This window comes from Mesorhizobium sp. M2A.F.Ca.ET.039.01.1.1 (genome assembly GCF_003998035.1).
Classification (GTDB): Bacteria; Pseudomonadota; Alphaproteobacteria; order Rhizobiales; family Rhizobiaceae; genus Mesorhizobium.
Window position 1 is genome coordinate 1 of sequence record NZ_RZRY01000047.1, and the last position, 18,300, is coordinate 18,300.

16 protein-coding genes and 1 pseudogene are annotated in these 18,300 nt (G+C 64.2%); 7 read left to right on the forward strand and 10 right to left on the reverse strand.

Annotated elements, in window-relative coordinates; genetic code table 11:
• Positions 1 to 267: 267 nt before the first annotated feature.
• Together EOA24_RS06595 and dapB are read right to left on the reverse strand one after the other, a co-directional pair.
• Positions 268 to 1,227, reverse strand: a complete 960-nt coding sequence (locus EOA24_RS06595; protein ID WP_189343322.1) for an ABC transporter substrate-binding protein — start codon at positions 1,225 to 1,227, stop codon at positions 268 to 270.
• Positions 1,228 to 1,447: 220 nt separating this feature from the next.
• Positions 1,448 to 2,224, reverse strand: a complete 777-nt coding sequence (gene dapB / locus EOA24_RS06600) for a 4-hydroxy-tetrahydrodipicolinate reductase (protein ID WP_126078180.1) — start codon at positions 2,222 to 2,224, stop codon at positions 1,448 to 1,450.
• A gap of 208 nt (positions 2,225 to 2,432) precedes the next feature.
• Between dapB and EOA24_RS06605 the strand changes: the two genes are divergently transcribed.
• Positions 2,433 to 5,213, forward strand: a complete 2,781-nt coding sequence (locus EOA24_RS06605) for a sel1 repeat family protein (RefSeq protein ID WP_126078181.1) — start codon at positions 2,433 to 2,435, stop codon at positions 5,211 to 5,213.
• Between the two features lie 23 nt (positions 5,214 to 5,236).
• Here EOA24_RS06605 and EOA24_RS06610 read toward each other — a convergent pair whose 3' ends face one another.
• The gene (locus EOA24_RS06610) at positions 5,237 to 6,652 is read right to left on the reverse strand and encodes a winged helix-turn-helix domain-containing protein (protein WP_245501766.1); all 1,416 of its coding nucleotides are present in this window, start codon (positions 6,650 to 6,652) and stop codon (positions 5,237 to 5,239) included.
• 243 nt (positions 6,653 to 6,895) lie between these two features.
• Here EOA24_RS06610 and EOA24_RS06615 point away from each other — a divergent pair, with 243 nt between their 5' ends.
• The gene (locus tag EOA24_RS06615) at positions 6,896 to 7,114 is read left to right on the forward strand and encodes a hypothetical protein (protein ID WP_126078182.1); all 219 of its coding nucleotides are present in this window, start codon (positions 6,896 to 6,898) and stop codon (positions 7,112 to 7,114) included.
• A 30-nt stretch (positions 7,115 to 7,144) separates the two neighbouring features.
• Here the strand turns inward: EOA24_RS06615 and EOA24_RS06620 are convergent.
• Both EOA24_RS06620 and EOA24_RS06625 read right to left on the reverse strand, forming a co-directional pair.
• Positions 7,145 to 9,249 (reverse strand): annotated as a pseudogene (locus EOA24_RS06620) (molybdopterin oxidoreductase family protein).
• Between the two features lie 234 nt (positions 9,250 to 9,483).
• On the reverse strand, positions 9,484 to 11,361 hold the full coding sequence (locus EOA24_RS06625; protein ID WP_126078183.1) for an ABC-F family ATP-binding cassette domain-containing protein: 1,878 nt from the start codon (positions 11,359 to 11,361) through the stop codon (positions 9,484 to 9,486).
• 133 nt (positions 11,362 to 11,494) lie between these two features.
• Between EOA24_RS06625 and EOA24_RS06630 the strand changes: the two genes are divergently transcribed.
• The 3 genes from EOA24_RS06630 (at position 11,495) to EOA24_RS06640 (ending at position 13,134) form a co-directional block, all read left to right on the forward strand.
• Entirely contained in the window at positions 11,495 to 11,725 is a 231-nt protein-coding gene (locus EOA24_RS06630) for a hypothetical protein (protein ID WP_126078184.1), read from the forward strand.
• Between the two features lie 189 nt (positions 11,726 to 11,914).
• Positions 11,915 to 12,634, forward strand: coding sequence for a lysozyme inhibitor LprI family protein (locus EOA24_RS06635; protein ID WP_126078185.1), 720 nt, complete (start codon positions 11,915 to 11,917; stop codon positions 12,632 to 12,634).
• A gap of 305 nt (positions 12,635 to 12,939) precedes the next feature.
• Complete coding sequence (locus EOA24_RS06640) at positions 12,940 to 13,134, forward strand: hypothetical protein (protein WP_126078186.1); 195 nt, start codon at positions 12,940 to 12,942, stop codon at positions 13,132 to 13,134.
• A gap of 187 nt (positions 13,135 to 13,321) precedes the next feature.
• Here EOA24_RS06640 and EOA24_RS06645 read toward each other — a convergent pair whose 3' ends face one another.
• The 4 genes from EOA24_RS06645 to EOA24_RS41460 form a co-directional block, all read right to left on the reverse strand.
• Positions 13,322 to 13,765, reverse strand: a complete 444-nt coding sequence (locus tag EOA24_RS06645) for a MucR family transcriptional regulator (protein ID WP_126078187.1) — start codon at positions 13,763 to 13,765, stop codon at positions 13,322 to 13,324.
• Positions 13,766 to 14,118: 353 nt separating this feature from the next.
• A complete protein-coding gene (locus EOA24_RS06650) occupies positions 14,119 to 14,340 on the reverse strand; it encodes a hypothetical protein (RefSeq protein WP_245463237.1) in 222 nt (73 codons plus the stop codon).
• Positions 14,321 to 15,379, reverse strand: a complete 1,059-nt coding sequence (locus EOA24_RS06655) for a DMT family transporter (protein WP_245467329.1) — start codon at positions 15,377 to 15,379, stop codon at positions 14,321 to 14,323. Before EOA24_RS06655 ends, EOA24_RS06650 begins: the two co-directional genes overlap by 20 nt.
• A 41-nt stretch (positions 15,380 to 15,420) precedes the next feature.
• The gene (locus tag EOA24_RS41460) at positions 15,421 to 16,254 is read right to left on the reverse strand and encodes a hypothetical protein (RefSeq protein ID WP_189343186.1); all 834 of its coding nucleotides are present in this window, start codon (positions 16,252 to 16,254) and stop codon (positions 15,421 to 15,423) included.
• 112 nt (positions 16,255 to 16,366) lie between these two features.
• Between EOA24_RS41460 and EOA24_RS06675 the strand changes: the two genes are divergently transcribed.
• Entirely contained in the window at positions 16,367 to 17,335 is a 969-nt protein-coding gene (locus EOA24_RS06675; protein ID WP_127251448.1) for a LysR substrate-binding domain-containing protein, read from the forward strand.
• Positions 17,336 to 17,567: 232 nt separating this feature from the next.
• Here EOA24_RS06675 and EOA24_RS06680 read toward each other — a convergent pair whose 3' ends face one another.
• On the reverse strand, positions 17,568 to 17,750 hold the full coding sequence (locus tag EOA24_RS06680) for a hypothetical protein (protein ID WP_095816012.1): 183 nt from the start codon (positions 17,748 to 17,750) through the stop codon (positions 17,568 to 17,570).
• Between the two features lie 124 nt (positions 17,751 to 17,874).
• On the opposite strand from EOA24_RS06680, the gene EOA24_RS41465 reads away from it, so the two are divergent.
• Entirely contained in the window at positions 17,875 to 18,045 is a 171-nt protein-coding gene (locus EOA24_RS41465; protein ID WP_189342025.1) for a hypothetical protein, read from the forward strand.
• The last annotated feature ends 255 nt before the right edge of the window (positions 18,046 to 18,300 follow it).

Genomic DNA, 18,300 nt, shown 5'->3' on the forward strand with positions numbered 1-18,300 from the left:
TGTGGCCGTCCGGCGTGACGAAGCGCAGCGTCACATCGTCAATGGCTATAGCGGCATCGGCCGGCGGCGCGGCGGGAGACAATTTCTCCGCAGCCATGGTCTGCGATTGCATGGCACACTCCTGTGGTGGTGATGCGAGAATGGCGGCTCGGGCCGGTGGCCTGCTCGCCGGCATCTCAAGGCGCAGCTGCCGGATTGAATCAGGCAGCCGGCGCAAGTCCTTGTTTTTCAGGGCGGACGGATCCGTCCGCCCTCGCCTGCCGGCGCCTACTTGGCCGCGTCGACGAACTCGGTCGTGTAGGTCTTCGACAGGTCGATCTGCTTGCCCTGCAGGCTCTTGGAGAAGGTCGACAGAACCTTGAGCACCGTCTGAGGACCATCGGCAGGCATGCGGCCGTCTGGCGTGAACTGCGCCTTGCCGCCGGCGAGGCCCTGCACGTAAAGGTCCTTGTTGCCGGCGTAATAGTCCTTCGGCATCTTGTCGGCGATCTCCTCGGCCGAATGGCCGGCGATGAACTTCATCGTCTTGACGAAGGCGTTGGCGAGCTTCTGCGCCTCGTCCTTGTGACCCTCAAGCCAGCTCGACTGCACGTAGAAGGAGGCCGCCGGATAGTCGCCACCCAGCGCTTCTTTGGTCTTCTCGGGCGTGCGCATGTCGACCAACACCTTGGCCTCGCCGGTCTGGAGCAGCTTGGCAATGGTCGGCTCGGTGGTCATGCCGGCCTGGATCTGGTCCTGCTTGACCGCGGCGATGAAAGTGTTGCCGGCGCCGACCGGAAGCAGCGTGTAGTCGCCGGGCTTCAGGCCGTTGCGAACGGCGAGATACTGGGTGAGGAAATCTGTCGAGGAGCCGAGGCCGGTGACGCCGAGCGTCGCGCCCTTGAAGTCGGCCGGCGACTTGATCTCGGGGTGCTTTGCCGAGACCAGCTCGACCTCGCCCGGCGCCTGGCTGAACTGCACGATCGACTGGATGTATTTGCCCTTCGACTGCAGGTCGACGGTGTGGTCGTAGAAGCCGACGACGCCCTGCACCGCGCCGGCCAGCAATTCGTTCTCGGCCTCGACGCCGGCGCGGGAGTTCACCAACTCCACGTCAAGCCCCTCATCCTTGAAGTAGCCGAGCTGCTGGGTAAGCACGGCCGGCAGATAGATCTGCTTTTCCATGCCGCCGACGATGATGGTGATCTTGTCGGCAGCCGAGGCCGCCGATGCGCCAGCGCCAACCATGGCAAGCGTCAGCAGCGCCGACCGCAGGACGCGTTTAGAGATGAGACGGGTCACGTAACTTCCTCCACTGGGCGACGCAGCGCGCCGCATTTCCTCCTCGCGGCCACTCCCAGCCGCTCATGTGGCGAACGCCACAAAACTGTCATGGCATGGCCAAGCTTTCAGCTGGCTTTCAGCCGTTTTGACGGCTGCTGAAACGAAATCCTGCAATACGAGCGGGTCAGACGGCGCCAAAGCCCAGCACATGGCGCATATCGTATTCGCCGGGCGGCCGCCGGGCGACCCAGAGCGCCGCCGCGATGGCGCCGCGCGCGAACATCGAGCGATCGCCCGCGGCATGCGAAAGCGTGAGCGTCTCGCCTTCGGCAAGGAAGCTCACGCTGTGCTCGCCGACGATGCCGCCGCCGCGCAGCACGGCAAAGCCGATCTCGCCGGCACCGCGCGGACCAACGAGGCCGTCGCGGGCGCGCCTGGCCACATCGTCCAGTTCAATGCCACGTCCGCGCGCAGCCGCTTCGCCCAGCATCAGCGCCGTGCCCGACGGCGCGTCGACCTTGAAGCGATGATGCGCTTCGAGGATTTCGATGTCGCAGTCATCATGCCCAAGCGCCCTCGCGGCCTGCTCGACCAGGCCGGTCAGCATGTTGAGGCCGAGCGAATAGCTGCCGGAGCGCACGATGGCGATTGTCTTTGCCGCCTCGGCGATTGCGGCCAACTCCGAGGCGGTGAAACCGGTTGAGCCGATCACCAGCGGCGGACCGCCGCGCGCCGCGCAGGCTTTGGCCAGTTCGGCGGACGCCGCGGGCGTGGTGAAGTCGATCACCACGTCGGCAAGCGCCAGCGCTTCGTCGCGCTCGACCAATCCCTCGCCCGCGCTGCCCGGCCGATGGAAGCGCGCGACGAGCTGCAGCCGCGGATCGGCGGCGACGGTCTCCGCCATCTGCCTGCCCATGCGACCGAGCGCGCCGGCGATGGCGATTTTCAGCGGCTGCGGCATGGCGATCCTGTCGAAAATCCGAGTCGTGACAATCCTCTAGCACGCCGCCTTGGCAAATTGATTCAAACGACTGCGGGCCGCGACATGCGGGCGATACGAGGGCGAACTATACGCGAATGTGAAGCGCCACACTCATCATCGCTGACGCGACATGCTAATTTAGCGCCTGTGTCCGGCTGCGCCCGGACCAAGTCCGAGGGGGACGCTCATGCTGCGGCCAGTGCACGCCCTGGTTCTTTCCTGCCTCGCCTTGACGCCCATCGCCGGGGCGGCCCTGGGAGCGCAGGCGTCTTCCGAAAAATCCGACGACGCGGCCAAAAAGGCTGCGGACGATGCGGCGAAGAAAGCCGCGCTTGCCGAAGCGATCAGCGTCTGCGACCGTGGCGCTTCCGTGCCGCTCGATCCTGAAGCCAAGGCGCCGCCTGTCCAATATGGCGCGCTCTTTCCGCAAGACTTCGATCTCACCAAGCTCAAAACCCTGGCCGACAAATGCCAGGCGGCGATGCTCGGCGCGCCACAGGAAAAGCGGCTGACGCTTGAATGGCTGCGGGTCCAGGTCGCGCTCAATCAGCCGGGGCTTGCCTTTCTCCTGCCGCAGATCAAGCTCATCGCCGAAGGCGGCAGTCCCGAGGCGAATTATCTGCTCTACGAGGTCTACTCGGTGCATCGGCGCGACGGCGCCGACGCCGGTCCGCTACCTGTCTCGCGCGACATGGCGCTCGAAGCCTTGCAGAAGGCAGGCGCTGCCGGCCATCTCACGGCGCTCGAGACGCTGCTGCGTCAGTATATCGATGGGCCGCTGCTGCGCCGCGATGCGCACAAGGTGGTCGAGACCGCGCAACGCGTCATCGACGCGCCGGCCCAGGGCCAATCGCCCGGCGAATGGGACAGCCAGTTCCGTGCCGCCATGCCGCTGCTGATTGCGCGGACGACGCTGGAGAACGACGGCTTTGCCGCCGAGGAGCAGCACAAGGCTTTTCAGGCCGTTGCTGCGGATACCAAGGCCGGCACTGGCGGGCCCGAAGCGTCGGTGCTCGCTTATATCAAAGCGCTGCGGCTCGGCCGAGGCACACAGCAGGACGCGGCGAAGGCAAGGCAATTGCTGGAAGCGCGCGTCGCCAACGATCAATATGCCATACCGATGCTGGCCGACATGCTGGCCAAGGGCGAAGGCGGGCCAGCCGACGGCAAGCGCGCTATCGCCATGCTGCGTGCCCCCTCCAAAAACGTCGCCGGCGCCGGGCCAATGCTCGCCGGCCTGCTGCTCGACGGCAAATTCGTCGGCCGCCAGCCGCGCGAGGCGATCCGGTTGCTCAATGCCCCGTGGGACCTCGACGCCAGCATCAGGCTGGCGAAGCTGCTTCCCGACTATGACGGCTTTCAGATCGACCATCCGGACCAGCTCGTCGAGCGCCTGAGCGACGCCGCCGAGGCCGGCGAACCAGGTGCTGCGCTGGCGCTGGCGCGGCTGCAGCTGTCGGACGATCAGCGGTTCAAGAACGAGGATGTGGCGCGCGCCATGCTGAAGCCGCTGGCGGACGCGGGCGACCGCGACGCGCTCTGGCTCTACGCCTCGACGCAATATGCCAACCTCGATTCGACCAGCTATCGCCCGTCGCGCCGCGACGACGGCCTGAGCGACGATCAACTGAAGGTCCTGATCGACGAAGGCGAGGCCAAGAAGCAACAGCAGGCCTATCTCCTGCACGCGAATCTTTTGCGCAAGGGCGTGGTCTATCCGCAGGACGACCAGAGGGCGACGACCATGCTGATCAACGCCGCCAATCTCGGCAGCGTCGAAGCGATGGTGCTGCTGGGCGATGCCTATGACGATGGTCTCGGCGTCGACAAGAACCCGCGCGAGCGGCTGCATGCCTGGCGCGAGGCGGCGCGGCTCGGCTCGCTCAAGGCCAAGAGCAAGCTCGCCAACGCGTTCACCTTCGACAGTTTCGACCATCTGATGACGCTGCGCGAAGGCATCACCGATCGCATCGCCCTTTACAATGACGGCATCGGCAGGATGGGCGTTGGTGTGTTCGGCGCCAACGACGCCGGCATTGAGCTGAGCGGCCTCTTTTCCGGACCGGCCTCCAGCGCCGGAAACGCGGCGATCGCGGGCGCGGTGATGGATGCATTTCGCGAGGCGCCGGCCGGCCTCGACGACCAGAACCTTGTCGGCATCGGCAAGGCGCTGCCCGACGAGATCCGCGTCGCCATCGAGACGACGCTGAAGAGCGAAGGTTTCTATACGGGCGAGCCGAAGGGCTATTTCGGCCCCGACGCGCGCAAGGCGCTCGCCGCCTGGGTCGATGCGAAGGGTCCGCTTGGCGACCCTCCCCGCCCGCAAACCACGGCGGAGCAGCAGGCCGCACCGGCTCCCGGCGGTCTCGACCCGGACGTCGTCAACCGCATCCGCGACAAGGTCTTCGCCCAGGCGCAGGCCGCCAAGACCGACAAGCAGAAACTTGCTGCCATCAAGCAGCTCGGCATTCTCGCCCGCTACGGCGACCTGCCCTCGCGCTGGGTACTGGTGCGCAACTACCATCAGGCAAGGGCCATTCGCTCGGTCGTCATGCCGGATGAGATCACCCGCTACGCGCTGGACATACTGGTGTCGAAACCCGAGGGCGTCGAGAAGCCGGAATTCGAGTTCATCTTCGACCTGACACAGATTGCGCAGGACCGGAAATCGAAGGCGGTCGGCGGCGCCACTCTGCAGGCGATCCGCGACGATCCGCGCCTGCAAGACCCGCTGACGCTCGGCGCCATGATGGGCCAGTTCGCCTTTGCGCCGGACGCCTGCGACTCCGTGCTTGCTGCTGCGAAGAAAGCCGGTGTCGACGGCGTCGGCTCGGAGGGATGCGACGAGGACACGCGCACGGCCATCATCGCCTTCGCTAAGGCGAAGGGCGGGTCCGGTGTCGAGGCGGCGGCGCGCAAGGCTGCGGCCGAAGAGATCAAGACGCTGGACGCGCAGGCGGCGAAGTAGCCGGGCTATGAGCCGCGACGGACCTATTGCGCCTTGTCGACACGATCGAGGATCTCGCGGTAGCGGCCGCATATGGCGGCGTCCTGATAAAAGTCCACTTCGGTATCGACGATCTGATCAAGGCTCATTCCGCGATAATGCGCCTTGACCTTCGCCAGGACGTCTTGCGCTTGGCTGATTTCGCCGAGCTCGAAATGGCAGATGATAAGGCGAATGAGCGACCACGGTGTCACGGTCGCCATTTTCGCGTAGCAGGCAGCCGCCTCGCGATATCGCCCCGCCGTTGTCAGCAGGACGCCCCGGAAGTCGTCATACCATCCTACGGCATAAGGATCGCGGCGCTGGGCTTCGGCAATTTCTTCGAGCCCTTGCTCCGGCCTGTTGGTGTGATTGAGGAAAATAGCGCGGATGCTGAGAATGAAGGGATCGTTCGGATTGAGCGCAACCGCCCGGTCAAGGCTGATTTCAGCTTGCCTGAATTGGCGCAGGTACAAGTGAGCGAAGCCGGTGGCGAGATGCCCATAGGCTTCGTCGGGATCAAGGCCCAATGCCGTCCGCGCGATCTCCAGTCCGGAATGCAGATGGCCGGGATTGTTGTAGTCCCAATAGTATTTGATGGATTCCACGAAGCTCAACATGGCGTGGGCGGCCGCAAACTGCGGATCGAGCGTTACCGCCTGGCACAGAAATGGCTCCGCTTCGAGCACCGTGTCGTAGACGGCTGCCAGTTGCAGCGCCCGCAGGTAGGACTCATAGGCCGACATGTTGTTGGTCGGCCGGGCCCTGGCGCGCGACGCGATCGCGGTCCTGGCCTGCCGGGCCAGACGCGCCGCGATCATCCGGGTGATTTCGTCCTGGATCGCGAAAATATCGTCGAGTTCCCGGTCGTAGTGTTCGCCCCAGATATGAGCCATCGACGACGCATCGGTCAGTTGCACGGTGACCCGCACCCGGTTGCCGATCTTGCGGACGCTGCCTTCGACGACATATTGGACGCCAAGCTTGCTTGCCACTTCCGCCGGGTCATGCGCCTTGCCGCGGAACTGGAAGGAAGAGTTCCGTGCAATGACCAGGAACTCCTTGTATTTGCCGAGCTCGACGATGATGTCTTCGGTGATCCCGTCGCTGAAATAGTCTTGCTCCGGGTCGCCGCTCATGTTGTCGAAGGGAAGTATGGCGATGGACGGTCTGGACGGCATACCATCTGCCGTTACCGCGAAGGGCCTCGGGCCTGCATATTTGTAGCCGCGACCATGCACAGTTGCGATCATCTCGGCAGGCAGCAGCTTTCGCAGCGCCGAAATGTGAACCTGAAGCGTGTTCTCCTCCACCACCACGCCGGCCCAGACCGCATCTAGAAGTTCGGCCTTGCCGACCACCTCGTCGGGCCTGTCGAGCAACATCGCGAGGATGTCGAAGGAACGAGCCGAAAGCTCCACAGGCCCTTTCGGGCCTAGCAACTGCCGTTCGGCTCGTCTCAAACGATAGTTCCCAAACTCCAAGTCCATCGCCAAGAACCCACCCTCCCGGGCAGGATAATCCAAGATGACCTTTGAGGCGAACGTCAGGGCCGTTCGGAATTCTTCGCTTCAAGCAATTTCAGAGCCGTTCAGGACTCTTCAGGTTCAAGCCAAGGACCTGGGCGGGAAGCGCTGCCATTGTGCCCGTCACAGGAGGACATCATGGCTGACATCCTCACCACAGCCCCGATTACCGGCCGACCCCTCAAACTGCCGCGGCGAAGCTTTGCGAGGCTTGCAATCGGCGCATCGCTCAACGGTATATCCCGGTTGGTGGGCGACGCGCTCAAGATGGCTTACGTGGACCCTTACGCCAGTCTCGCTCGCCAACCGCAAGTCGCCCCGGACGATGAGCTGGAAGGCCGAGATCCCAGTTGGTGAGCTGTCAGGCCATGGCAGACCGCGAAGTGATCAGAGCGCCCTGAGCCACACCTTGTTGTCGTGGACGGCGGCGCCGCCATAGGGTGCGGGCGCGTCGGCGCCGGTCAGCACGTTGATGCCCTCGCCGCGCTCATGCGCGCTGTTCGGCCAGATGCCTTCGGCGATGACCACACCGCGCTTCACGCCGTCGAAGAATCTTGCGTGCAGTACAAGGTCGCCGCGCCGGTTGCCGACCTCGACGCGGCCGCCATCCTCGATGCCGAGCGCGGCGGCATCTTCGCGGTGGATGAGCAGTTCGGGTCTGCCTTCCTTTGCCTTGGACACCGGCGTCTCGGCAAAACTCGAATTGAGGAAGTTGCGCGCCGGCGAGGTCGCCAGCCGGAACTGATGCTCCTCATCCGCCACCTCGATCAGCTCGACATGGTCGGGGAATTCCGGCAGCCGATCGACCGGGCCGAACAGACCCATGCTTTTCGGCGGCCGGTTGGGCGCCGACTGCCCTGTCCAGTTTGGCCGGAAGTGGAATTTCCTGTCGGCATGGCCGAAGCCGTTGATGAAATGCGCGTCGTCGAAGTCGGGCTGCAGGTCGACCCACTTCTCAGCCTTCAAGCTGTCGAAGCTGCCGAGCCCGCGCTTGCCGAGGATGATGTCGATATGCTCGCGCTCGGTCAGGCCGAAGCCTGGACGATCGCCGACGCCCAGCCGCTTGCCGAGCTCTTCATTGACGTAGTGGTTGGTGCGCGGCCCTTCCGGCGGTTCGATCAGCTTGGGGCCGAGCGTGATGTGCTGGTTGCCGCCGCCCTTGTAGAGGTCGTCATGCTCCAAAAACATCGTCGCCGGCAGCACGACGTCGGCGAGCTTGGCCGTATCGGTCATGAACTGCTCGTGCACGCAGGTGAACAGGTCCTCGCGCAGGAAACCCTGCTTCACCAGCCGCTGCTCCGGCGCGACATTGGCCGGATTGGTGTTCTGGATCAGCATCGCCGTCACCGGCGGTCCGCCATAGAGCGCGTCTTCGGCTCCGGTCAGCACCGGGCCGATGCGCGAATGGTCGAGATAGCGGATGTTCGGATCGCGCATCGCGGTGCCTTCGAGCACGTCCTGGTTCAGCTTGAAGATGCCGGAATTGGAATGGAAGGCGCCGCCGCCCTCATATTGCCAGGCGCCGGTGACTGCGGCGATCGAGGAGGCGGCGTGCATGTTGATCGAGCCGTTGCGCTGGCGCGCAAAGCCATAGCCAAGGCGGAAATAGGTTTTCTTGGTCGTGCCGACGAGCTTTGCGAAGGCCTCGATCTCGGCGACGCTCAGGCCCGTAATGGCGGCCGCCCATTCGGGCGTGCGGGTGCGAAGGTGTCTTCCAGCCCACGCGGATCGTCGGTGTATTTTTCGAGATAGGCGCGGTCGGCGAGCCCATCGCGGAACAGCACATGCATGACCGCGCAGGCGAGCGCGCCGTCGGTGCCGGGTTTCAAGACCAGGCCGAGATCGGCCTGCTTCATCGTGGCGTTGTCGTAGATGTCGATGACGACGATCTTCGCGCCGCGTTCTTTCCTCGCTCTCGTCGCGTGGGTCATGACGTTGACCTGCGTGACCACCGCATTGGTGCCCCAGATCACCACGCAATCGGCCTTCGCCATCTCGCGCGGGTCGGGCCCGCGCAAGGCGCCCACACCCATCATCCAGCCGGTCCAGGCGAGATTGGTGCAGATCGAGCTGAAGAAGCCTGAGTATTTTTTCGCGTGGCGCAGCCGCTCGATGCCGTCGCGCTGCACCAGCCCCATCGTGCCGGCGTAGAAATAGGGCCAGACCGTCTCCGAGCCGTATTTCGCTTCCGCCGCGATGAATTTTTCCGCCACGAGATCGAGCGCCGCTTCCCAGCTGGCTTCCTTCCAGGCGCCCTCGCCCTTGGCGCCCGCGCGCACCAGCGGCTTCAGCAGCCGGTCCGGGTGATGCACGCGGTCGGCATAGCGCGCGACCTTGGCGCAGACGACGCCCGCCGTATAGCTGTTCGCCTTGGCGCCATGGACGCGGCCGATGCGGTTGTTGTCGAGCAGCTCGACCTCGAGCGCGCAGGTGGAGGGGCAGTCATGCGGGCAGGCCGAATGACCGATCCGGAGCTTGGCGTGCTGGTTCATGGCGCGTGTGTAGCGGGTTTTGCCGGAGAGGTGTAGGGCCAGAGACAATTAGCCAATCTCCCCCCTTGTGGGGGAGATGGCCGGCAGGCCAGAGGGGGGCGCGAAGGAACGCGGCCTTGGAGATGCCTACTCTGGCCGACGGCAGTTGATCGCGTAACAAGCTGACAGGCTGGCGGGACAGCGCCCCCCTCTGCCCTGCCGGGCATCTCCCCCACAAGGGGGGAGATTGGCTAATCACTCCGCGATCCCTTCCTCATATTCCGCCGACATCGTCAGCCACTTGTCCTCGTTTTGCGCCAGCGTGTGCGCCAGTTGCGAGCGCTCCTTGGCCAGACGCGTCGCGGTCGAAGGGTCCTTCTCGTAGATCGCCGGGTTGGCGAGCTCGTCCTCGATGAGGTCGATGCGCTTGCGGATGCGGTCCATTAGCGCCTCGGTGGCGCGGATCTCCTTGGCCAGGGGTTCGAGTGCCGCGCGGCGCTGTGCGGCTTCGCGACGGCGGTCGGCCTTGGAGGCCTTGTCGGCTTCCTTCTGCTCGCGACGGTTGGACGAGACGCCGGTGACCAGGGTTTTGTAGTCCTCGAGGTCGCCGTCATAGGGATTGACCGCGCCGTCCTTGACCAGCCACAGCCGGTCGGCCGTGGCTTCGAGCAGATGCCTGTCGTGCGAGATCAGGATCACGGCGCCCGGGAAGTCGTTCAGCGCATGGATCAGCGATTCACGGCTGTCGATATCGAGATGGTTGGTTGGCTCGTCGAGGATGAAGAGGTTCGGTCCCTCAAAGGCCGATAGCCCCATCAAGAGCCGCGCCTTCTCGCCGCCGGACAGGTCCTTGGCGGCCGTGTTCATCTTCTCGGTCGAGAGGCCGAACTGGGCGACGCGGGCGCGCACTTTGGCTTCCGGCGCGTCCGGCATCAGCCGGCGCACATGCTCATAGGCGCTTTCCTCCGGGCGCAGATCGTCGAGCTGGTGCTGGGCGAAGATCGCCACCTTCAGGCCCGGCGCGATCGTCATCGAGCCGGTCTCGGCCTTCAGCCGGCCGGCGAGCAGTTTGGCGAAGGTCGACTTGCCGTTGCCGTTGGCGCCGAGCAGCGCGATGCGGTCGTCGGCATCGATGCGCAGCGTCATCTTCTTCAGGATCGGATTGCCCTCGGTATAGCCGACATTGACGCCGTTCAGCGCCACGATCGGCGAGGCCACCGTCTTGACCGGCTCGGGGAAGGAGAACGGCCGCACCGTGTCGTTCACCACCGCGGCGATCGGCTTTAGCTTCTCCAGCGCCTTCAGGCGCGACTGCGCCTGCCTCGCCTTGGAAGCCTTGGCGCGAAAACGCTCGACGAAGGATTCCATATGCTTGCGCTGCGCTTCCTGCTTGACGCGGCTTTTTTCCTGCAGCTCGCGCTGTTCGGTCAGCTGGCGCTCGAACTGGTCATAACCGCCGCGCCAGAAGGTGAGCTTCTTCTGATCGAGGTGAACGATCGAGTTGACGGCGCGGTTGAGCAGGTCGCGATCATGCGAGATCAGCAACACCGTGTGCGGATATTTGGAGACGTAGTTTTCCAGCCACAGCGTGCCTTCGAGGTCGAGATAATTGGTCGGCTCGTCGAGCAGCAGAAGGTCGGGCTCGGAGAAGAGCACGGCGGCCAGAGCCACGCGCATGCGCCAGCCGCCGGAGAAGGACGAAGCCGGCCGCCGTTGCGCGGCATCGTCGAAGCCGAGGCCGGCCAGGATCGTGGCGGCGCGGGATTCGGCCGAATGCGCGTCGATGTCGGCCAGCCGGGTGTGGATCTCGGCGATGCGGTGCGGATCGGTCGCGGTCTTCTCTTCCTCGAGCAAAGCCTGGCGCTCGACATCGGCTTTCAGCACGATCTCGATCAGCGGTTCCTCAGTGGCAGGCGCCTCCTGCGCCACCTGGCCGATGCGCGTGTTCTTCGGCAGGCTGATCGAGCCGGTCTCCGACGGGAAATCGCCGGTTATCGCCTTGAACAGCGTGGTCTTGCCGGTGCCGTTGCGGCCGACAAGGCCGGCCTTGGTGCCGGCCGGCAGGGTCAATGAGGCATGATCGAGAAGCAGCCGCCCCGCCATGCGCAGCGTAAGGTCGTTGATGATAAGCATAGCGGGCTTTTGCACGGGAGATCGGCGCTTCGCAAGAGCCAGCGCCCGGACGAGGCCTGCCGCGCTCCGCGACCCGTTCAACAAAAAGCCCGATGGACTGGAACCAGTCGCCGGCCAAAGCGTTGGGAAGCCCGTGATCCGCTATCTCGCCCTCGCCTTCATCTTCTTCCAGGTCGCCACGACAACCGCGCTGGCGACGCAGGTGGTTCTGTTCGAGAGCGAGACCGCTCCGATTGCTCTTCCAGTTGAATCGACAAGCGGGGCACCGACACAGCCAATCTCCCCCGTGGTGAGGCGCGCGACGGAACACCTGCTGATCCAGATCGAAAGCGGGAACTCCGGCCGTCGCCCCTTGAATGACTGAGAGGCTGGCTGGGCAGCGCCCACCGCCGCGCCGGGCATCTCCACACAAGCAGTGAAATCGTACACTCCCGGCTTTCGCCCGCCGGTCATACATTGCTTGCCACGTCACAGATTTGGCGTTGATCGCCGCTATTGCCTCAACCTATGCTGGCACAGGCGCCGGGGCCGTTTCAAACAGAGGGCAGACGATATGTCGGGCAAGACCTCGCTCCTTTCGGCCTCGCTCGCGGTCGCGATTTTCGCGATCGCGGCCGGCCTGTTTCTCACCATGCCCGCCGCCCGCGCGGCAGCCGTCGACTGCTCGGCGGCGAAGACGCAGGCCGACCTTGCCACCTGCACGACCGCGAATGCCGCTTCGGCCGACGCAGGGCTCAACGCTGTCTACAAGGCACTGGCGGCACGTCTCGCTCCCGCCGACCTGAAGCGCCTGCGTGACGCGCAGCGCGCCTGGATCCCCTTCCGCGACAAGGAATGCGCCTTCCGCACCCAGCCCTATGCCGATGGCTCGGTCTATTCGAGCCTGGTCGGGGTTTGCAAGGCGGAGTTGACCAAGGCGCGACTGGCGCAGTTGCAGCACCAGTTGCAATGCCCGGAGGGCGATCTCTCCTGCGTGCCGCAAAGCAGCGGCAATGCCGCGCCTGCGAAGGCCGCGCCTGCGACGGCCAAGGCCGCGCCTGCGAAACCCGCCCCTGCCCAGGCAAGCCAGAACGACACGCGGCCATGCGTGCAATCCGCCGGCAAGGCGAAGTCGGACCAATATGTCTCGCAATGCGTCCAGGTTTCGCCAGCGACCAACCCGCCCTGCAATGGCCAGAACGCATGCAGCATGATGATCGACGAGATCGAGCGCGGCTGCGCCATGATCGGCAACGACAATCCGCCGGCCTTCTGTTCCGCGTATAAGGGGTGAGAGAAGCGCCCGCCCTGCCGGGCTGCCGCTCGGCACCGGCTTTCCCGGCGGGGAAATCAGCCAGGCCAAGCGGACGAACCACAAGTTCAGCTTCGGCTTATATTTAAGCGTTGCGCGGCGTTACCATGAAGAAAGGGCCAGAATCTGCGGGGCCGGCCGTTGTGCTTGTCGAAAATCGATTTCAGTTTTCGTTGCGAACTGCAAATCTGTGAGCGCGCCGTGAGTCGTGCGTGAGCGCCAATGAAGAACTTGGCCACAACAATAACTCGGCCCCAACGATAACTCGGCTATGTCAGGAGCTCACGATGGGCGAAGCGGTCAACGATCTGCGAACGCTGAAATATGTGGCGGAGATCGCGCGCAGGCTGGCGAAGATGCTCTCGCGCACGCGCTACCAGATGCTCGTCTATCTTCTTGAAATGACCGCCGTCGAAGCGGACAGCCTCGCCGCCGAGCGGGACCCCGACCGCCACGACGAGAGCAAGCCGCCCCGTAACTGATGCCGGGTGTTCGGCGCGTTTACGGAAACCAGTCACGCGGCGACGCAACATGCCGAGAGCGGTCCGACGGCCGCGCCATGACGATGGCGCGGCGTCACTCATTGCCTCAGGCAGCAGCTAAAGCGCGTCGCATGTCTTGATCCCGAAACCGGTTCCCACTTTCGGGAGACATGCTTTAGGTCCGGCCTCAGGCCTTGCCCTTGCGCTTGCCTTTGCCCGCGTCACCGCTGGCCGGCTTGCGGCCGAGGCCGGAAGATTTGGCCAGCGCCGAGCGGGTCGCCGAATAGCTGGGCGCCACCATCGGATAATCGGCAGGCAGGCCCCATTTGGCGCGGTATTCGTCCGGCGTCAGGTTGTGATCGGTCGCAAGGTGGCGTTTCAACGACTTGAACTTCTTTCCGTCTTCCAGGCAGACGATGTGATCCGGGAAGACGGAACGCTTCGGGTTTACGGCGGGCGTCAGCGCCACCGCCTCCTTGACGACACTGCCGCCGGCGAGCTTGCGCACCGACGCGCTGACGCTGGCGATCAGATCAGGCAGGCCGGAAGCAGGGAGCGGATTGTTGCCGACATAGGCGGAGACAATGTCGGCGGTCAGTTCAATTGCGGTCTTATCGTCGATGTTGGACAATTTTTTCACCTTCTGCCGGCCCTCAAATCGCCAGCTCGTTTTTAAGACTTTTGTCGGTGTATCGAATTGGACCTGTCCCCCAACGGACCGTCCAGAGTCAGTAAAGCTACGCGACTCAATACCGGGTTATGTTTCTACGCGAGCTGCGAAGGCGCAAGTTAGGATTTCTAATAGCTATAACAGATGCTTTATAGAACCGACGGTCCGGCAGGATACGTAGAACCTCCGGTTGCACTGGGTCGGCCAAGGAAGTTGCTGAAAAATCGAAGTTCAGGCCAAGTCCGGCCACGGCAATGACAATCCGCCGGCTGGATGTGGGCCTTTCGCGATTCGCCGGCGCCAGGGCAAATTGCTCATTTGACGGCGACGCCGCGCCTGACATCCGCCGAAGGGCTGTCCGACAGGATTTCCAGCACGCGTTTCCAGCGCGCGCAGCGGCCAAAGTCCTTTTGCTCAATAGCCTTTTCCGCCTTCATGGCCGCATAGAGCGGCGCTTCCGCGCCAAATTCCCTGACCAGCCAGTGCGCCTCCTGTCTGGCGCGGCGTTCGTCCTCGTCAACGGGCATTCTGGACATTGTGCGTGGTCTCCGTACCTTCGATGCCGACCGCGAGGCAGCTGCCAATGACGAGGACGGCGCCGGCAACAGCCGTCATCGACAGGCTTTCGCCCGACAGGGTCAGCAGAAACGTGGAAGCGATTGGCGTCAGATAGGCGACGACCGCAATCCTGCCGCCGTGATCGAGCTTTGCCGCGCGCGACCAGAAATAGTAGCCGAGCCCCATCGGGCCGGCGCCGAGATAGAGGCCGAGCAGGAGATGCCCACCGGTCAGGCGTCCGGCGCCGTCATGCAGGCACCAGGCAAAGGTGAGCGCGACGCCGATCAGCGCCGAGGGCAAAAGCAGACGTTCCGGCGGCACGCCAAGGCGGCCGACGGTAAGCGAGTAGAAGGCCATGCAGAGCGCCGAGCCGAAAGCGGCGAGATAACCGACAACGCTGCCGCCTTCGAACCAGGTCTGCGCGCGCCCTCCGGAAATGACCAGCGCCACGCCGGCGAAGCCGACAGCCGCGGCCAGGCCAAGCAACAGTGGACGGCGCGGCCGGCCCAGCAGAATAGCGGCCGCGGCGGTCATCAGCGGCCAAGTATAGGCGACGAGGTTCGCCTCGATGACCGGCATCGAGGCGAAGCCGATATATTGCAACACCATGGTGCCGACCAGCCCCAGGAAGCCGACGGCATAGGCGGCAAGCGAGACTCCTTCTTTCTCCCCTTGTGGGAGAAGGTGGATCGGCGCAGAGCGCCGAGACGGATGAGGGGTGTTGGAAGAAACTCCAGCGTCGGCGATCCGTCCAGCACCCCTCATCCGACCTCGCTTCGCGAGGCCACCTTCTCCCACAAGGGGAGAAGGGAAAAGTCGGATCAGCGCAAACACGGCGGCCGCCCCGCAAAATTGGAGGAACTGCACTTGCGATACCGGATAGAGGGCAAGCAGCGTCTTGCCGACCAGGGCGTTGGTCGCCCACAGCGCCACGGCGCCGAGGGCGAAGGCCAGCGCCGCCGCCGGGGCGGCGCTGGGATGGTCTCGACAGTCCGCCACGGCCGGGCCGAGGCTCAGCGACGCTGGGCGCGGCTGGCGCTCGACCGGATCGTTGGTCACTACCAAGACTCCCTTGCTCCGCCGGAAACCGGCTCCGCGGCGGGCTGCGGCATGGGATGCTCCTCGGCATGGCGGCGATAGGCGGGCAGCTGGTTGGTCCAGACATCCTCGGCCAGCTCGTTCACCCAGGCACGGTCATGGTCATTGTCGGCGGCGAGGTAAAACATGCGGTTATCGTCGACATAGGGCTTGGTCGCCGAGCGCTGGTTGAGCACCAGCGTGACGCGCTCGCCGAGCTGGATCGGCGCGGTGCGGTGGAGCACGCCCAGGAACTGGCCGAGCGTGGCGTAGTTCATCTTGTGGTCGATGCGCATGATCTTGTTGCGCGGCAGGTCGCGGCCGGATTCCAGGATCGAGCGGCCGGTCTCGGAATCGTCGCAATAGATCTCGAGATGACCGCCGATGAGAGGGTCGCTGATCGACAGCGGGATGAGCTCCGTCACCGGAACGCCGTCGCAATGCCATTCGACGGCGCCGTCCCTGGGGTTCATGAAGGTGACGGTCGAGCCGACGATCGACAGCGGATAGGGTTCGAGCTTGGTGCCCATCATGTCGGACAGCCTTTCCAAGCGCAGCTTGTCGTGTAAAAGCTCCTTGATCTCGGGAATATAGCGGTCCGCGCCGGTGATAAAGGTGAGGTCGAGATGTTTGTGAACGGCATGGCTGGCCTTCAGCTTCAGGGCGGCTTCCTCGATCGCGGCAAGCAGAGCCGGGTCGTAACCGTGACGATACTGGGCGACGCCGAAGCCCGACACTTTCCAGGCCGTCTCATGACCAATGATGGCCTCGCGGCTCATTGCACAGCGCAGTTCGGGAATTGTATGGGCGTTCATTGTACTTTCTCCAAGATGGGGGCAACACTTGGTTAACAGTCATTTAAACGCCTACCCCTGTAAATTTAGGAATGCTGGTGGTAGCGTAAGCCCAGCTTAAGGTCGAAACCCCGTGCGTCTGCTCAGTCAGGTCAACCTCAACTCGCTGAAAATCGTGGAAAGCGCCGCGAGGCACAGGAATTTCACGCGCGCCGGCGAAGAGCAGTTTATCACCGCTTCCGCCGTCAGCCAGCGCGTGAAGAGCCTGGAGGACCAGCTGCGCTTCAAGATCTTCGAGCGCGGCGGCAACGCGGTGTCGCTGACGCCGGAGGGCGAGACCTATGTGGCGCGCGTGCGCGAGGCGCTGGAACGGATCGTGGCGGCCAGCATGGAGGCCACCGGCCAGTCGCAGGCGCATGTGCTGCGGATCTGCGTGCTGCCGACCTTCGCGGCGCGCTGGCTGTTTCCCAGGCTGATGACCTTCCAGCAGCAATATCCCGACATCGAGATGCGGGTGTCGACATCCTACGCCACGCATGAATTCGCGACCTCGGAATATGATCTCGAGATCCGCTACGGCGACGGCAATTTCCCCGGCCTCACCTCGGAACTGCTGTTCAAGGAAGACCTGACGCCGGTGTGCAGCCGCAAGCTGTTTCACGACGTGCTGGGCGACAAGCCGCTGTCGAAGGTGGTGCCGGAGGACCTGCGCTACTTCACGCTGCTGCATTCGGACACCTGCACGCAGAACTGGCAGTCGTGGCTGGGCTTCGCCGGCGCGAGCTTCGTGCTTGGCGAGACGAGAAGCGTCTATTTCGACAGCTGCATGATGTCCTACGAAGCGGCCAATGCCGGCATGGGCTTCGCCGTCGCCAACCGCGCCTACATGGCAAGCGACATCCGTGCCGAAAGGCTGGTAGCCCCCTTCGCGGTCCACCATCCCAACACGGCGGGCTGGTACTTCGTCAGCCCCATCAAGGCGCTCGGCGCCCGCAAGGTGGAACTGTTCAAGCAATGGATCCTGGCCGAAGCGGCGCTGACGCAGCGCCAACTCGACATGGAGATCACCGGCGGACAGCCGGCACGCGCGGCGGTGGCCTAAGCAGCGCCGCTCGCGCAGCGTCAGGATTTTCCGGGTGTTTCCACTGACTGTAGCCGGCTAGCGCGATCGCACCATGACGCAAGGCCGAGACTCAGCTATGTTGGATTGCGCGGCGGGCCTGATTTTCCCGCTTGGCCGGCGCTATCCAGCTTCCTCCCAAGCAGCGCCGGCCTTCTTCCAGCCCGACGATAACTTGACCTTTAGGGCCGACGATAACCCGACTCGCCCTGCCCTATTGCTTCGGAGGCGTGCCCGGCTGGTCGCCGCCCGTGGTCGATTTCGGCACCGGGTTCTTGTCGACCTGAGGGTTCTGGTTGACTTCGTCGCCCGGCGCCTTGGTGGGTTGCACACTGTTGTCGCAGGCGGCGAGCACGAGCCCTGCCGCAAGAGCCAGCAGCACAGGAAGCTTCATCATGACGACCTCCTCTCGTTCGCCCCTTTCATAAAGGGCAAACGAGGCGATGGCGGTTTGGTTGCGCGTGAGGCGGAACCAACCGGTCCGCGTCCGGTTGAAAGCCAATCAACCGCATGAGGAGACGATGATGATCCGCCTGCTGCTTACCGGCCTTTTCGCCTACACCGCCTATCGCGTCGCCGTGAGGATCATCAACGAGGTGCCTGGCGATGTCGCGCCGCTGGACATGCCGGGCGATGAGAGGCGCAAGTTGCGGCGCCAGTCGGCGGCAATGGGGGTGGAGCCGAAGCGGTAGCGCCCTTGCTCGGCCCACCTTCTTCTACGCCATGCACACATCGTCTGTGACGGCGTGACTGATCGACCTGAGGTTTGATTGCCACGTGGTTCCCCCAATCCGTCGCTGCTTCGCAGCGCCACCTTCCCCCTCCGGAGGGAAAGGAAGGGAGCGTTGCTGGAAGCTCGGCGCTTTTCCTCTACCCCGTCGATCGGGGGAGAGGTGGCTCGGCGAAGCCGAGACGGAGTGGGGGTCGACCAGCGCTCCATAGAGAAT

Coding starts and splice junctions, on each gene's coding strand:
- EOA24_RS06595 (WP_189343322.1), bottom strand. CDS start 1,227: ATGGTTGGCGCTGGCGCATCGGCGGCCTCGGCTGCCGACAAGATCACC.
- dapB (WP_126078180.1), bottom strand. CDS start 2,224: ATGCCGCAGCCGCTGAAAATCGCCATCGCCGGCGCGCTCGGTCGCATG.
- EOA24_RS06605 (WP_126078181.1), top strand. CDS start 2,433: ATGCTGCGGCCAGTGCACGCCCTGGTTCTTTCCTGCCTCGCCTTGACG.
- EOA24_RS06615 (WP_126078182.1), top strand. CDS start 6,896: ATGGCTGACATCCTCACCACAGCCCCGATTACCGGCCGACCCCTCAAA.
- EOA24_RS06625 (WP_126078183.1), bottom strand. CDS start 11,361: ATGCTTATCATCAACGACCTTACGCTGCGCATGGCGGGGCGGCTGCTT.
- EOA24_RS06635 (WP_126078185.1), top strand. CDS start 11,915: ATGTCGGGCAAGACCTCGCTCCTTTCGGCCTCGCTCGCGGTCGCGATT.
- EOA24_RS06640 (WP_126078186.1), top strand. CDS start 12,940: ATGGGCGAAGCGGTCAACGATCTGCGAACGCTGAAATATGTGGCGGAG.
- EOA24_RS06650 (WP_245463237.1), bottom strand. CDS start 14,340: ATGTCCAGAATGCCCGTTGACGAGGACGAACGCCGCGCCAGACAGGAG.
- EOA24_RS41460 (WP_189343186.1), bottom strand. CDS start 16,254: ATGAACGCCCATACAATTCCCGAACTGCGCTGTGCAATGAGCCGCGAG.
- EOA24_RS06680 (WP_095816012.1), bottom strand. CDS start 17,750: ATGATGAAGCTTCCTGTGCTGCTGGCTCTTGCGGCAGGGCTCGTGCTC.
- EOA24_RS41465 (WP_189342025.1), top strand. CDS start 17,875: ATGATGATCCGCCTGCTGCTTACCGGCCTTTTCGCCTACACCGCCTAT.